We start from the raw sequence: 13842 nt of genomic DNA, 5'->3' as shown, positions 1-13842 counted from the left end.
ACCGCACATGGACACCGCGGGGAACTACTTTCGGTAGCCTCCTGATTCCCCAATGTATCAGTGAGCTGCGCCACCTTCACACGCTGATATGGAACAGTTATCCTCCGTCATGATTGGTGTTCCGGGCCACCGCCGCATCCGCCGGAGCGCGGCCGAACCCTAGGGTGGAGGGCATGACCAAACGGGACACCGACAAGCCGGTCGTGCTGTCGAAGATCTATACGCGCACCGGCGACGCCGGGACGACGGCGCTCGGCGACATGAGCCGGACCGGCAAGAACGACACGCGCCTGGTGGGCTACGCCGACACCGAGGAGGCCAACGCCGCGATCGGCACCGCCTTGGCGCTGGGCGAACTCCCCGACGACGTCCGGGACCTGCTCGGACGGGTCCAGAACGAACTGTTCGATCTGGGCGCCGACCTGTCCACGCCGATCGCGCCCGACCCGGAGTACCCACCGCTGCGGGTCCTGCCCGAGTACGTCACACGGCTGGAAGAGGCCTGCGACGCCTACAACGCCGACTTGCCCACCCTGCGCAGCTTCATCCTGCCCGGAGGCTCCCCCACCGTGGCACTCATGCACACCGCCCGGATCGTGGTCCGGCGGGCCGAGCGCAGTGTGTGGGCGGCCGTCGAGGAACACGGCCAGACCGTCAACCCGCTCACCGCCCAGTACCTCAACCGGCTCTCCGACCTGCTGTTCATCCTCGGCCGGTACGTCGCCCGGGAGGGCGACGAGGTCCTGTGGAAGCCCGGCGGCGAACGCTAGCGCCCCCAGCCCGCCGCGGTCCCTGCCCGCGTCCGGTCGCCCGTGCGCACCTTCGAGGGGTCCCGCTCCGCGTGAGCGGGACCCCTCCGCGCCCCTGAGCCTCCCCGGGACCGCCCGCGCCCCGGAACGCCGTCCCAGTGGGCGTTCGCGACCTGCGCGGACGGAAAACGTCCGCTGGGACGCGTGTCTTCCGCGGCACTGGGGTTATGGGTTCCGGACACGGGAACGGACGAGGGAAGGAACGCAGATGACCACCGGAACCAGACCGGCGACCGTCAAGGCGGTCTTCGTGCTGCTGGTCCCGATCGCGGTCTACCAGATCGTCATGAGCCTGCTGGCCCTCGCCGGCGCCACCGCCATGGCCACCGTCCCGATGGTCGCCGAGAGCGCGCGGGTGCCCGCCTGGGCCGTGCTGACCGGCGCGGCCGTCGGCCTGGCCTACGGCGCGCTGTCGGCCGGCCTCGCCCTCATGGTCAACCGGAACCGCGGCGGTGTCCGCACCTCGGTGACCGCGGTCAACGCGGTCTACGCCGTCGTGATCCTGGCCCTGCTGCCCACCCCGGTCAGCGGGGTCCCAGAGGTCGTCGCGGCGCTCTTCGCCGTCACCGTGGCTGCCCTGGCCAACACCGCGACCGCCAGGGAGTACTTCTCCGGCGCCGCGGTCCCGTCCGGACACGCCCACCCGCAGGTCGGCTGACCGCCCCCTGACCGCGCCCGGCCCGGCACCCTCCCACGGGCCGGGCGCGCCCCTGTCCGCACCGCTCGGTCGGCACGGCGGCAGCCGCGCGGGCAGGGGAGGCCCACACGCGTCGCGCTCGCGGCCGGGGCCGCGGGGCGACGGCGCGGGCCCCTCAGCAACCGGGCGGGAACTCCTCCTGCGGGACGAACTCGGCCTCGGCCGATCCCCCGGAGGCGGCGTATACGCCCTCCTCCTCGGCCAGCACCGCGGTCGTGAAAGCGACCGTGCCGATGTCGTGCTCGGTCTCCTCCCCGGGCGGGGCCTCCCGCGAGCCGATCCCGGCGGTGTACTCCTCGCGCTCGGACTCGGGGACCAGGCGGTAGACCTGCCGTCCGTCGCCGTCGGTGAGCCGCCAGGCGTCGCCTGGGGCGGCCAGGTCCACCTCGGTCCGGTTGCCGTCGAAGTCGCGGGTGGCGATCAGGTGGATCCGCTGTCCGCCGCCGGTCAGGTCGATCTGGCGCGGGGAGGCGTCGCCGCACCAGGCCACGAGCAGCACGGGGAACTCGTGCGCGGCGGTGAAGTGGCCGGTGGCCACGGCGCCGACGTGGCCGCCCGAGAGTTGGCAGGCGGCGAGCAGGGGTGTGAGGAGGGCGGTGCCCAGGAGCCGGGGAAGTCGCGAGGCGAGCATGGAACCGCATCCTGCCGTGTCCGGCCGCCCAGGGGAAGGGGACACGGGGCACGGTCGCGCCGCACCCCGCGGAAGGTCGGGTCTCAGGCGTCGCCGAGTTCGCGTTCGACGGCCTCGACCTTGCTGCGCAGGCCGTCGGTGACGCCTTCGCGGACGTCGGCCTTGAGGGTGAGGCTGACGCGCGCGGCGCCCTCCCCCGCAGCCTGCACTGCGCGCTTGACGACGTCCATGACCTCGTCCCACTCGCCCTCGACGCTGGTGAACATGGCGGAGGTCTCGTTGGGCAGCCCGCTCTCCCGGACCACCCGCACCGCGCGGGCGACAGCGGGGGCGACGGACTCACCGGTTCCGAGAGGGGAGACGGAGAAAGCGACGATCGTACTCATGTCGGCCATGCTAGGCACACAGGGGGCGCGCGGGGAACCACCCACGCGGAATCTCAGCTCTCCCAGTGCGTTCCGGGGGGCATCGACTCCAGCCACGACAGGAAGCCGGTCTGGGCGCCCTCGCCCATCGCGATCTCGTAGGCCGCGTCGCGGGGATCGGAGCCGTCGGCGAGCAGCCAGCCCACCTGGAGCACGGTGAGGTCGGCTGGCAGGTCCTCGCCCCCGGCGGGGGCGCGCCGCCCGACGACGACGAGACCGCGGCGCGACAGCTTCGCTGTCGGCCGCGGTCTGAGGGAGAAGATCGGGAACCAGCCCAGGTTCTCCGTGCCGTACCGGCCGAAGCCGATGCGCCAGGACCCCCGGCGGCCCTTCGCCCCGACGGCGCGCAGGTAGCACTCCACCGCGCCGCCGCGCCGTACCAGGACCCAGCGGCGCAGGGTGACGGCGAGCGCCAGCGCCAGGAGGACGACGAGCAGGGCGAGGAACACCCACAGCGCGGAATCCCACCAGGGTGCTCCGGGCCGGAGCCTTTGCATGCCCACCACTCGTCCCGCCGTCCTACGCTAGGCGACTTCCTCGCCCGCGGCCCGCAGACGGCTGCGGGCACGGCCCAGGGCGACGTTGTCGCCGGACTCGGCCGCGCCCTTCAGCGCCGTGCGCGCGCGGTCCACATCGATGTCCTCGGCGAGCTCGGCGGTCTCGGCGAGGATGGAGACGCGTCCCTCACCCGAGACCGAGACGAACCCGCCGTGCGCGGCGGCCCGGACCTCGCCGGTCTCGCGCCCGCCCAGCACGCGGACGACCGCGTCGTGGGCGAGCAGCGACAGCACCGGGACGTGCCCGGGCTGGACGCCCATCTCACCCTCGACGGTCTTCGCGATGACCATGTCGCCCTCGCCCGCCCAAATCTCACGTTCGGGCGAGACGATCTCGACGAAAAGCTTCTTCGACACTGCCACAAACTCCTCGGCTAGCGGGTGATTCGGCCGGGCCGGTCCCCGACCGCTGTCGGGGACCGGCCCGGCCGGAGAACTAGCCCGCCCGTCGCCCGCCACCACCCTCAACGGACGCTACGCGCGGTTCTAACCCTGTAGCTTCTTGGCCTTCTCGACGGCCATGTCGATGTTGCCGACGTCGAGGAAAGCCTGCTCGGGCAGGTGGTCGTACTCACCGTCGCACAGGCCCTTGAAGGAGGCGATGGTCTCCTCCAGGGGAACGAACACGCCCGGGGTACCGGTGAACTTCTCGGCCACGAACATGTTCTGCGACAGGAAGCGCTCGATCCGGCGCGCCCGGTTGACGACGATCTTGTCCTCCTCGGACAGCTCGTCCATACCGAGGATGGCGATCTGGTCCTGGAGGTCGTTGTTGCGCTGGAGGATCTCCTTGACGCGCTGGGCCACCTGGTAGTGCTCCTCGCCCACGTACTGCGGGTCGAGGATACGGGAGGTGGAGGTCAGCGGGTCGACCGCCGGGTAGATGCCCTTCTGCGAGATCGGGCGGGAGAGCTCGGTCGTCGCGTCCAGGTGGGCGAAGGTCGTCGCCGGAGCCGGGTCGGTGTAGTCGTCCGCGGGCACGTAGATCGCCTGCATCGAGGTGATCGAGTGGCCGCGGGTCGAGGTGATCCGCTCCTGGAGCTGGCCCATCTCGTCCGCCAGGTTGGGCTGGTAGCCCACGGCCGAGGGCATACGGCCCAGCAGCGTGGAGACCTCCGAACCCGCCTGGGTGAAACGGAAGATGTTGTCGATGAAGAGCAGCACGTCCTGCTTCTGGACGTCGCGGAAGTACTCCGCCATCGTCAGAGCGGACAGGGCCACCCGCAGACGGGTGCCCGGGGGCTCGTCCATCTGGCCGAAGACGAGGGCGGTGTCCTGGAGGACCTCCATCTCGTCCATCTCCAGGAAGAGGTCCGTACCCTCACGGGTGCGCTCGCCGACACCGGCGAACACGGACACACCACCGAAGTTGCGGGCGATACGCGTGATCATCTCCTGGATGAGCACGGTCTTGCCCACACCGGCGCCGCCGAACAGGCCGATCTTGCCACCGCGCACGTACGGGGTGAGCAGGTCGATGACCTTGATGCCCGTGACCATCATCTCGGTCTTGGACTCGAGCTGGTCGAAGGCCGGGGCCTTGCGGTGGATCGGCCAGCGCTCGGTGACGCCCAGCTCCGCGGTCGGCACGTCCAGGGACTCGCCCAGAGTGTTGAACACGTGGCCCTTGACGACGTCGCCGACGGGCACGCTGATGGGCTCGCCGGTGTCGCGCACCTCGGCGCCGCGGACGAGGCCGTCCTGGGGGGCCAGGGAGACCGTGCGCACGAGGTTGTCACCCAGGTGCTGGGCGACCTCCAACGTGATGGTCTTGGCCTTGCCGCCGATGGTCACGTCGGTGTGCAGGGCGTTGTAGATGGCAGGCAGGGAGCCGACGGGGAACTCCACGTCGACGACCGGGCCGGTGACCCGGGAGATCCGGCCGGTGGCGGTGCCGGCCCCAGCCGTCCCTTCAACTGTCGCAGTCACTTTTGTTACTCACTTCCCGCGCTGGCAGCAGCGAGCGCGTCGGCACCGCCGACAATCTCACTGAGCTCATTGGTGATCTCAGCCTGACGTGCCTGGTTGGCCAGACGGGTCAGGTTCTTGGCGAGTTCCTCGGCGTTGTCCGTGGCCGCCTTCATGGCGGCGCGGCGGGAGGCCTGCTGGGAGGCGGACGACTCCAGGAGCGAGAAGTAGATCCTGTTGACGACGTACTGCGGCAGCAGCTGGTCCAGGACCTCCTCCGCCGAGGGCTCGAACTCGTACAGCGGCAGCGGTTCGCCCCCGTGCACGGCCTCCAGCTCGGAGCTGTCGACCTCCTCCACCTCCAGCGGCAGGGCCCGGACGGCCCCCGCGCGCTGGGTCAGCATCGAGACGAACTCCGTGGAGACCACGTGGATCTCGTCGACGCCGCCGTCGGCGGCGTCGGCGGAGAACTTCTCCATGAGGGCGGAGCCGATCTCCTGGGCGTGCGCGTAGGTGGGGCGCTCGGTGAAGCCCTCCCACTGCGCCTCCAGGGGGCGGTCGCGGAACTTGTAGAAGCCCACGCCCTTGCGGCCCACCATGTAGGTGAGGACCTCCTTGCCCTGCTCGCGCAGGAGCTGGGTGAGGGAGTCCGCCTCCTTGAGCACGTTGGTCGAGAAGGCGCCCGCCAGGCCCTTGTCGCTGGTGATGACCAGGACGGCGGCGCGGGTGGGGTTCTCGGCCTCGGTCAGCAGCGGGTGATCGGTCACCCGGCTGGCCAGGGCCGAGACCGCCCGGGTGATCTCCCGCGCGTAGGGCCCAGCAGCCTCCGCCGCACGCTGCGCCTTGGTGATGCGCGTCGTGGCGATGAGCTCCATCGCTCGGGTGATCTTCGCCATCGACTTCGTCGAGCGGATCCTCCGGCGATAGACGCGAAGCTGTGCACCCATGGGTTACTTCCCGCCCTTGGCGACCTTGATGGTCTCCTGGCCGACCTTCTCCTCGTCCAGCGCCTCGGCCTCGGCCTCGGTGCCCAGGAGGGTTCCGGCGGAGGTCTGGAAGCCCTGCTTGAACTTCTCCAGCGCCGAGTCGAGGGACTTCTCGGTCTCGCTCTCGAACTTGCCGCTCTCGCGGATGGTGTCGAGGATGCCCGAGTGCTCGCGGCTCAGGTGGTCCAGGAAGTCCTCCTCGAAGCGGCGCACGTCCTCGACCGGGACGTCGTCGACGCGGCCGGTGGTGCCGGCCCAGATCGAGACGACCTGCTTCTCCATGGAGAACGGCGAGTACTGGCCCTGCTTGAGGAGCTCCATCAGGCGGGCACCGCGCTCCAGTTGCTGCTTGGAGACGGCGTCCAGGTCCGAACCGAAGGCGGAGAACGCCTCCAGCTCGCGGTACTGGGCCAGGCCCAGCCGCAGGGTGCCCGAGACCTTCTTCATGGCCTTGGTCTGCGCGGCGCCGCCGACACGGGAGACCGACACACCGACGTTGATCGCCGGGCGCTGGCCCTGGTTGAACAGGTCGGCCTCCAGGAAGACCTGGCCGTCGGTGATGGAGATGACGTTGGTGGGGATGTACGCCGAGACGTCGCCCGCCTTGGTCTCGATGATCGGCAGGGCGGTCATCGACCCCTTGCCCATCTCGTCGGAGAGCTTGGCGCAGCGCTCCAGCAGCCGGGAGTGCAGGTAGAAGACGTCACCGGGGTAGGCCTCGCGGCCCGGCGGGCGGCGCAGCAGCAGCGACACCGCACGGTAGGCCTCGGCCTGCTTGGTGAGGTCGTCGAAGACGATGAGGACGTGCTTGCCCTCGTACATCCAGTGCTGGCCCAGGGCCGAACCGGTGTAGGGGGCCAGGTACTTGAAGCCGGCCGCCTCGGACGCCGGGGCGGCGACGATGGTGGTGTACTCCATCGCGCCGGCCTCTTCGAGGGCGCCACGCACACCGGCGATGGTCGAGCCCTTCTGGCCGATCGCGACGTAGATGCAGCGCACCTGCTTGTCGGGGTCGCCCGTCTCCCAGTTGGCCTTCTGGTTGATGATCGCGTCGATGCAGACCGCGGTCTTGCCGGTCTGGCGGTCGCCGATGACCAGCTGGCGCTGGCCGCGGCCGACCGGGGTCATCGAGTCGATCGCCTTGATGCCCGTCTGGAGCGGCTCGTGGACGGGCTTGCGCTCCATCACGGTCGCCGCCTGGAGCTCCAGCTCACGGCGTTCGGTGGACTCGATCTCGCCCTTGCCGTCGATGGGGGCGCCCAGGGGGTCCACCACGCGGCCGAGGAAGTTGTTGCCCACCGGCACCGAGAGGAGCTGGCCGGTGCGGCGCACCTTCTGGCCCTCCTCGATGCTGGTGAAGTCACCCAGCACGACGACACCGATCTCACCGATCTCGAGGTTCTGGGCCAGGCCCAGGGTGCCGTCCTCGAACTGGAGCAGCTCGTTCGCCATCGCCGAGGGAAGGCCACCGACGCGGGCGATGCCGTCACCGGAGTAGGTGACGGTACCGACCTCTTCCGCGCGGGTGGCTTCAGGCTCGTACGACTGGACGAAGCGCTGTAGCGCGTCCCGGATCTCGTCCGGCCGGATCGTCAGCTCCGCCATCTCTACGTTGTCCTTGCTCTCAAATGGCGCCGGGCTGGCGCCGTGCGTGCTTGCCTTGCGTTCTGTCAGCCGGCCAGGCGGCGCTGGGCCTCGGCGATACGCCCGGCGATGGTCCCGTCGATGACCTCGTCACCCACCTGGATGGACAGGCCACCCACGATCTCGGGGGCGACCTCGATGTTGAGGTGGATGTCGCGGCCGTAGGCGCGCGAGAGCGCGGCTCCGAGCCGGGACTGCTGTTGCTCGCTCAGGGCGACGGCGCTGCGGACCACGGCGACGTAGCGCTTGGCGCGCTCGGCGACGAGCTGTCCGTAGTTGTCCAGCGCCTGCTCCAGGGTACGGCCCCTGGGGCGGGCGACCGCTTCGCCGACCAGCACCAGAGTCGCGGGGTGAACCTTGCCCGAGAGCAGGTTCTCCACGAGGGAGAGGCGCAGCTCGGGGGCGGCCCCGTCACGGGTGAGGGCCTCGCGGAGCTCGGGCTGGGCGATGACGATCCGCTGGAAGCGGAAGAGCTCGTCCTCCAGCTCGCCGAGCCCCGAGGCGCTCTGGAGCTGAGCGGCGGTCGCGTAGACCGCCATCCGCTCCATCGCGTCCATCAGGTCGCGCGGGCCCGACCACTTGGCCGCGACCACGTCACCGGCCACGATGACCGCGGACGGGGACACCCTGGTCTCCAGGAGCTGCCCGATGAGGCCGGTCTTGGCCCCGGCCGGGTTCGCCTGGTCGGCGAGCCAGCGGCGCAGCGAGTGCTCGCCTCCCAGCAGGGCGACGACCTCGAAGAGCTCGCTGCCCAGGGAGACGCCGCTCTGCGGGGTGCCCGCCGACGCCAGGACGTTCTCGTCCAGGCGCCGGGTCACCTCGGCCAGCGACGTGCGGCTGATACCACGCATCAGCGCACCTCTGCCTGCTGCGTGCTGTTGCTCTGCTCCAGCTCGTCCAGGAACCGGTCGATGACACGGTTCTGGGCGGCGCTGTCGCTGAGGGTCTCACCGACGATGCGGCTCGCCAGCTCGGTGGAGAGCGCACCGACCTCGTTGCGCAGCTGCACCAGGGCCTGCTGGCGGTCGGCCTCGATCTGGACGTGGGCCGCCTCGACGATGCGACGCGCCTCGGCCTGGGCCTCCTCGCGCGCCTCGGCGACGATCGCGGCCCGCTGCTCCTTGGCCTTCTCCAGCTCCTGGGCGTACTCGCGGTGCGCCTCCTCGAGCTTCTCCCGGTACTGCTGGCGGATCCCCTCGGCCTCGGCCTCGGCCTTCTTGGCGCGCTCGATGCCGCCCTCGATGGCGTCGTGACGCTCGTCGAGGACCGCCATGACCTTCGGCACCGCCTTACGGGCGACAAAGAAGTAGACCACGGCGAGCGCGATCGCACCGAAGGTGAACTTCACCCAGTCGATCCGCAGAATGTTGTAATCGGCTGCCAACTCCACCAACATGGTCAGCCCTCCTTCGCGTCAGTTGCCATCAGATTCCGCCGGCGAACCTGGGTCAGGAACCGGTGGGGGCGGCGAAGGCGAGAACGAAGCCCAGGATGGCCAGGGCCTCGATCAGGGCGAAGCCCAGGTAGATGTTGGTCTGGAGCGGACCGCGCGCCTCGGGCTGGCGGGCGATGGCCTGCATGCCGAGACCGAAGACGATACCGACACCGATACCGGCGCCGATGACGCTGATGCCGTAACCGATGGTGTTGATGTTGCCGGTGATCGCAGCGATGTCCATTGATGTTTCCTTTTACTCGACGTCCGGCGTTGCGCTTCGCAAGTGGGTCAGTTCGCCGGTGTGGACGGATCTGTGGCTTCCCGCACCCCTGTCCGGCCCGGGGGGACCGGGGGGTGTGCGGGGATCAGTGGGCCGCTTCGAGGGACTGGTTGATGTACAGGCTGGCCAGGAGCGTGAAGATGAACGCCTGGACGGCCATGATCAGGATCTCGAAGAGGAAGAAGGCCAGGTAGCCGAGCAGAGCGGCACCGGAGAAGAGCACCGAAACCGTACTCAGGACCGGTCCGGCCGTCAGGTTCAGCATGTACCAGCCGCCGTAGGCGAACACGGCGAGCAGCAGGCTGCCCGCGAACATGGTCGCGAAGAGACGGAGGGCGTGCGTCACCGGCCGGATGAGGAACACCGAGAGGATTTCGATGGGGGTGACCAGGATGTAGATCACCTTGGGCATCCCCGGGGGGAAGATCTGGTTGCGGAAGTAGCCCCAGCCGCCCTGGTTGCGGACGCCGATCACGATGGTCATGACGTAGATGACCGCCGCCAGCATGGCCGTGAAGGCCAGGTTGCTGTTGACCGGCAACATACCGGGGATCAGGCCGGTGAAGTTCATGGCCAGGATGAGCGTGAACACCGCCGTCATGAACGGCAGGAACCGGTCGCCCTTGGCGCCCATCGTGGGCCGGGTGATCTGGTCGCGCACGAAGAGGACCAGCATCTCTCCGACGCTCTGCCTGCGCCCGGGGACGAGGCTCAGCTTGCGGCTGAACCACGACCACAGAAGCAGGACGGCACCGACCGCGACGAGCAGCAGGACCAGGTAGAGGTCGATACCCGCGCTGCCGGGAACGTTGGTGTACCACGGCTCGGGGAAGAACATCCCGATAGTGGGCGGCGTGAAACCGCACCCGTTGTCACCGAACAAGTGGCAATTCGGTTCGGCCGCGAGAATGCGCACGTCAGCACTCACGGCGAATCCTTTCGTCGTGACGCAAGAAAGCCTCGTTGATGGTTGTTGCGGAGCGTTGTCGCGCGAACCGCGACGCCGGACTGGTTGGGGGACTCAGGAGCGACGGGACTTGGCGACGATCAGGTAGATCGCGCCCGCCATTCCCAGAACCGCCCCGATGGGCAGGAACAGTGCCTGGAAACCCAACAGCTCGTCCGCGGCCCAGCCGATCGCGCTCCAGACGAGCACGCCCGAGAGCAGAGTGGAGAAGAGGGCCCACCCGTCGGACTGACGCGGCACCGAATCCTCGTGCGCGTCTGTCTTCCTGGTCGGTTCGCTGCTCATCTCGCTCCGGAATATAGCATGTGAGCTCGGACGGGGACTCTGAGTCCCAGCCGTCGGGGAGCATCGTATTACGCCCGCTTCGAGGGGCACGGCGGGGGGACTCCATCACCCGTTCTCCGCGCTCTCGACCGGGTCGACGTGGAGCGTCCTCGTCCTGGAGATCGTCCAGGTCTGGCCGCCCAGCCAGGCCAGGACGACGGCCAACGCGCTGTACACGAAGGCCGAGCTGTTCAGGCTGGCCACGAACGAGCTGTTGCCCAGGGTGACCAGGACAACGCCGAGCACCGCCATCTTGAGCACGAAGCCCACGAGGTTCGCCGCGAGGAAGAGGTCCTTGTTCCGGCGGGTGACGAGGATGACGCCCGCCTGTCCCAGACCGAAGCAGCCGAGAACGACCACCGAGGCCAGCGCGGAGCCGGCCAGGCCCGGCGTGCCGGCGAGAAGCGCCGATACCGCCAAGGCCAGAAGGGCGCACGCCACACCCGGAAGCGCGGCACCGCGGAAGGCCCTCCAGGCGTCGTTTTCCTGCATGGCGAAGCTCCGTCTGGGGTCGTGGTTGCCTGCTCGTGAAAGCTATCACAAGGTTTTTGGTGCTGAATCCGGGGGTTCCTTAACGCGACCTTAACGGTCCGCGAAGTACCCGATCCAGGCGGCCTTCCGCGCCCGTGTCACCTTCGCCACACCTGACCGACCACCGTATCCGCAGTTCAGAAGCGCCTTCTTCCGTCACCAAAGCACGGCACGCGAGTACCCGGTCAGTCATCAGTTGGCGAATCGTGACCTGGGGCCGTCTTAACGCTTTCCTTGCGCCGCGGGAACAGCAGCCCGCGCCGCCGCAGGCGGGGCAGTGCGATGAGGCCAACCGCACACGTGGCCACCAGCGCGGTCACCGCGAGCACGATGACCCAGGAGTCGAACACCGACAGGGCGACCGCGGCGAAGGCGACGATCCCCGCCCACAGGTACATCAGCAGGACCGCGCGCACGTGGCTGTGGCCCATGTCCAGCAGGCGGTGGTGCAGGTGGCCCCGGTCCGGCGCGAACGGGGACTTGCCCGCCAGGGTCCGGCGCACGACGGCCAGCACCAGGTCGGCCAGCGGAAGGGCGATGACCAGCAGCGGCAGCGCGATCGGCAGGAACACCACCAGGCCGGAGTTGAACCCCTCGCGCGCGGTGTTGGCGTCGAACTGCCCGGTCACCGTGATGGTGATCGAGGTCAGCAGCAGGCCCAGCAGCATGGCCCCGGTGTCGCCCATGAACACCTTGGCCGGGTGGAAGTTGTGGCAGAGGAACCCGGCGCACGTGCCCGCGAGGATGATCGCGATCATCGCCGGATAGGACTGGCGCACGAAGCCCTGCTCCACCGCGACGACGTAGTAGTAGGCGAAGAAGGCCAGGGAGGAGACGGCGACGATGCCCGCCGCCAGGCCGTCGAGGCCGTCGGCGAAGTTGACCGCGTTGATGGTCACCACGATCAGCAGGATCGAGATCATCGCGCCCAGCCACGGCCCGAGGGAGAGCTGGGTGCCGGGCAGCGGCAGCCACAGCAGCTGCACCCCCTGCCAGACCAGGATGCCCGCGGCGGCGGTCTGCCCGGCGAGCTTGCTCAGCGCGTCCATGCCCCAGCGGTCGTCGATGACGCCGACGATGGTGATGAGCCCGCCCGCGAGCAGCAGGCCCATCCAGGTGTCGGCGAGGAAGACGTCCTGGAGGTGGGGTAGCTGGGCCGAGATCAGCAGGGCGGCGGCGAACCCCCCGTAGATGGCCAGCCCGCCCAGCCGCGGGATGGGCTCGGTGTGCACGTCGCGGTCGCGCACCGGCGGCGTGGCGCCGAAGGCGATGGCGAACCGGCGCACCAGCGGAACGAGCAGGTAGGTCACCGCAGCGGCGATGACGAAGGTGAGCGCGTACTCACGCACGTCCTGGCCCCTCTAGTTCTTGTCGCCGTCGGGGGCGGTCCCGGGAGCGCCCCGGTCCTCCTCGCGCGGGGCCCGCGGCTCCGGATCCGTGGCCTCCCCCGCGTCCTCGGCCTCGGCGCCCTCCGACCGCGCGGGTTTGCGGGGCCCCCTGCGCAGCTCGCCGATCACGGTGCCGCACACCGCGCGCAGCTGTTCGATGGAGACGGCGCCCGCGCGCAGCACTCGCGGAACCGCGTAGGTCAGGTCGACGATGGTGGACGAGACGCGGGACTCCGTCTCGCCGCCGTCCAGGTAGACGGCGATGTCCTCGTCACCGAGCTGCTCGACGGCCTCCTCCACGCGGGTCGCGGAGGGCTGGCCGGACTTGTTCGCGCTGCTCACCGCCATCGGCCCGACCTCCTTGAGCAGGTCCAGGGCGACCGGGTCCATCGGCATGCGCACGCCCACGGTGCCCTTGGTGTCGCCCAGATCCCAGGACAGGCTGGGGGTGGCGGTGCAGACCAGGGTGAGCGGGCCGGGCCAGAACTCCTCCATGAGGTCGCGGCCGTGGTTGCCCAGGTCGTCGACGAGGGCGTTGGCGGCGCGCATCGAGCCGACCAGTACCGGCGGGGGCATCTCGCGGCCCCGGCCCTTGGTGGCGAGCAGCCTGGCCACGGCGGTCGGGCTGAAGGCGTCGGTACCGATGCCGTACACGGTGTCCGTGGGCAGCACCACAAGGTCGCCTCGGCGTACCGCGGACGCGGCGTCGGCGATGCCGTCCTTGCGGGCGGTCTCGTCCGCGCAGTCGTAGATGCGGCTCACCTGCGTTCACCTCAATCTTTGACGGAGTCCACCGGGTTCGCGGTCGGACCCGGGATAGGGGGCCAGCGACGTTCGGGCGCCGGCGGGGTTCTGGAGGCGGCGGAGGGGCCCGGCACGGGGGACGACGCCGTCTTTCCCGCGACCCGTTCCCGCCCTTCGGGCGTCCGAGCGCGTGAGCGAAGCGAACCGGGCAACGCGATCAGCCGTCCCCGTCGGCGCGGCGCATGACCACGAAACGGTCGCGCCGGGCCAGGTCCTTGCGGTTGAGGACGTCGCGCCAGCCCCTGTCCTCGGGGAAGAGCCGGGGGATGTCGATGCCCTGGCCGTCGTGGTGCTCCACGGCCATCGCGCCGCCGGGGCGCAGCAGCCTGCGGCCGACCGCCTCCAACGCGCGGATCATGTCCAGGCCGTCCTCACCGGACCACAGCGCGGGGGCGGGGTCGTAGTCGCGCACCTCGGGCGGGATGGCTCCGGCCTCGCGGGTGGGGACGTAGG

General features: G+C 69.8%; 17 protein-coding genes and 1 pseudogene. 2 read left to right on the top strand and 16 right to left on the bottom strand.

The features are described 5' to 3' along the window. Positions 1-173 precede the first annotated feature (173 nt). On the top strand, positions 174-770 hold the full coding sequence (locus ABD54_RS06360) for a cob(I)yrinic acid a,c-diamide adenosyltransferase (protein ID WP_047868497.1): 597 nt from the start codon (positions 174-176) through the stop codon (positions 768-770). Positions 771-1017: 247 nt separating this feature from the next. Then, positions 1018-1467, top strand: coding sequence for a hypothetical protein (locus ABD54_RS06355; protein WP_047868496.1), 450 nt, complete (start codon positions 1018-1020; stop codon positions 1465-1467). Positions 1468-1621: 154 nt separating this feature from the next. Here ABD54_RS06355 and ABD54_RS06350 read toward each other — a convergent pair whose 3' ends face one another. From ABD54_RS06350 to ABD54_RS06275, 16 genes and pseudogenes are all read right to left on the bottom strand, one after another. Then, positions 1622-2137, bottom strand: a complete 516-nt coding sequence (locus ABD54_RS06350) for a hypothetical protein (RefSeq protein ID WP_047868495.1) — start codon at positions 2135-2137, stop codon at positions 1622-1624. Between the two features lie 83 nt (positions 2138-2220). Then, positions 2221-2532 carry an MTH1187 family thiamine-binding protein gene (locus ABD54_RS06345; protein WP_047868494.1) on the bottom strand — a complete coding sequence of 104 codons (312 nt, stop codon included), beginning with the start codon at positions 2530-2532 and terminating at the stop codon, positions 2221-2223. Between the two features lie 44 nt (positions 2533-2576). Continuing rightward, a complete protein-coding gene (locus tag ABD54_RS06340; protein ID WP_200904052.1) occupies positions 2577-3059 on the bottom strand; it encodes a DUF2550 domain-containing protein in 483 nt (160 codons plus the stop codon). Positions 3060-3086: 27 nt separating this feature from the next. Then, positions 3087-3476, bottom strand: coding sequence for a F0F1 ATP synthase subunit epsilon (locus tag ABD54_RS06335; RefSeq protein ID WP_047868492.1), 390 nt, complete (start codon positions 3474-3476; stop codon positions 3087-3089). A 129-nt stretch (positions 3477-3605) separates the two neighbouring features. Continuing rightward, positions 3606-5048: a F0F1 ATP synthase subunit beta gene (atpD, locus tag ABD54_RS06330; RefSeq protein ID WP_047868491.1), complete on the bottom strand. Its 1443-nt coding sequence runs from the start codon at positions 5046-5048 to the stop codon at positions 3606-3608. A 5-nt stretch (positions 5049-5053) separates the two neighbouring features. Continuing rightward, positions 5054-5974 carry a F0F1 ATP synthase subunit gamma gene (locus ABD54_RS06325; protein ID WP_047868490.1) on the bottom strand — a complete coding sequence of 307 codons (921 nt, stop codon included), beginning with the start codon at positions 5972-5974 and terminating at the stop codon, positions 5054-5056. Between the two features lie 3 nt (positions 5975-5977). Continuing rightward, entirely contained in the window at positions 5978-7618 is a 1641-nt protein-coding gene (atpA, locus tag ABD54_RS06320; RefSeq protein ID WP_047868489.1) for a F0F1 ATP synthase subunit alpha, read from the bottom strand. A 65-nt stretch (positions 7619-7683) separates the two neighbouring features. Beyond that, a complete protein-coding gene (locus ABD54_RS06315; protein ID WP_047868488.1) occupies positions 7684-8508 on the bottom strand; it encodes a F0F1 ATP synthase subunit delta in 825 nt (274 codons plus the stop codon). Then, on the bottom strand, positions 8508-9050 hold the full coding sequence (locus ABD54_RS06310) for a F0F1 ATP synthase subunit B (protein ID WP_200904054.1): 543 nt from the start codon (positions 9048-9050) through the stop codon (positions 8508-8510). The genes ABD54_RS06315 and ABD54_RS06310 overlap by 1 nt, the downstream gene beginning before the upstream one ends. Positions 9051-9105: 55 nt before the next feature. After that, positions 9106-9336 (bottom strand): ATP synthase F0 subunit C, encoded by a 231-nt coding sequence (gene atpE / locus ABD54_RS06305; RefSeq protein ID WP_013151386.1) that lies wholly within the window; start codon positions 9334-9336, stop codon positions 9106-9108. A 124-nt stretch (positions 9337-9460) separates the two neighbouring features. Beyond that, entirely contained in the window at positions 9461-10291 is an 831-nt protein-coding gene (gene atpB / locus ABD54_RS06300; protein ID WP_047868486.1) for a F0F1 ATP synthase subunit A, read from the bottom strand. Positions 10292-10396: 105 nt separating this feature from the next. After that, on the bottom strand, positions 10397-10627 hold the full coding sequence (locus ABD54_RS06295) for an AtpZ/AtpI family protein (RefSeq protein ID WP_019608761.1): 231 nt from the start codon (positions 10625-10627) through the stop codon (positions 10397-10399). A gap of 105 nt (positions 10628-10732) precedes the next feature. Next, complete coding sequence (locus tag ABD54_RS06290; RefSeq protein WP_047868485.1) at positions 10733-11158, bottom strand: hypothetical protein; 426 nt, start codon at positions 11156-11158, stop codon at positions 10733-10735. A 224-nt stretch (positions 11159-11382) separates the two neighbouring features. After that, positions 11383-12546: an MraY family glycosyltransferase gene (locus ABD54_RS06285; protein WP_047868484.1), complete on the bottom strand. Its 1164-nt coding sequence runs from the start codon at positions 12544-12546 to the stop codon at positions 11383-11385. Between the two features lie 12 nt (positions 12547-12558). Beyond that, positions 12559-13347 carry an L-threonylcarbamoyladenylate synthase gene (locus tag ABD54_RS06280; RefSeq protein ID WP_047868483.1) on the bottom strand — a complete coding sequence of 263 codons (789 nt, stop codon included), beginning with the start codon at positions 13345-13347 and terminating at the stop codon, positions 12559-12561. A gap of 199 nt (positions 13348-13546) precedes the next feature. Next, positions 13547-13842, bottom strand: a pseudogene (locus ABD54_RS06275) (peptide chain release factor N(5)-glutamine methyltransferase); the annotation flags it as partial.

The organism is Nocardiopsis sp. RV163 (genome assembly GCF_001029525.1).
In the GTDB taxonomy this organism is placed as follows: Bacteria; Actinomycetota; Actinomycetes; order Streptosporangiales; family Streptosporangiaceae; genus Nocardiopsis; species Nocardiopsis dassonvillei.
Note: the sequence above shows the minus strand (reverse complement) of the source record. Positions and strands in the feature narration are given on the sequence as shown.

Excerpts from the sequence above, each read along its gene's own strand:
- ABD54_RS06290 (WP_047868485.1), bottom strand. The coding sequence starts at position 11,158 with ATGCAGGAAAACGACGCCTGGAGGGCCTTCCGCGGTGCCGCGCTTCCG.
- ABD54_RS06350 (WP_047868495.1), bottom strand. The coding sequence starts at position 2,137 with ATGCTCGCCTCGCGACTTCCCCGGCTCCTGGGCACCGCCCTCCTCACA.
- atpE (WP_013151386.1), bottom strand. The coding sequence starts at position 9,336 with ATGGACATCGCTGCGATCACCGGCAACATCAACACCATCGGTTACGGC.
- ABD54_RS06315 (WP_047868488.1), bottom strand. The coding sequence starts at position 8,508 with ATGCGTGGTATCAGCCGCACGTCGCTGGCCGAGGTGACCCGGCGCCTG.
- ABD54_RS06340 (WP_200904052.1), bottom strand. The coding sequence starts at position 3,059 with ATGCAAAGGCTCCGGCCCGGAGCACCCTGGTGGGATTCCGCGCTGTGG.
- atpA (WP_047868489.1), bottom strand. The coding sequence starts at position 7,618 with ATGGCGGAGCTGACGATCCGGCCGGACGAGATCCGGGACGCGCTACAG.
- ABD54_RS06325 (WP_047868490.1), bottom strand. The coding sequence starts at position 5,974 with ATGGGTGCACAGCTTCGCGTCTATCGCCGGAGGATCCGCTCGACGAAG.
- ABD54_RS06295 (WP_019608761.1), bottom strand. The coding sequence starts at position 10,627 with ATGAGCAGCGAACCGACCAGGAAGACAGACGCGCACGAGGATTCGGTG.
- ABD54_RS06360 (WP_047868497.1), top strand. The coding sequence starts at position 174 with ATGACCAAACGGGACACCGACAAGCCGGTCGTGCTGTCGAAGATCTAT.
- ABD54_RS06355 (WP_047868496.1), top strand. The coding sequence starts at position 1,018 with ATGACCACCGGAACCAGACCGGCGACCGTCAAGGCGGTCTTCGTGCTG.
- ABD54_RS06345 (WP_047868494.1), bottom strand. The coding sequence starts at position 2,532 with ATGGCCGACATGAGTACGATCGTCGCTTTCTCCGTCTCCCCTCTCGGA.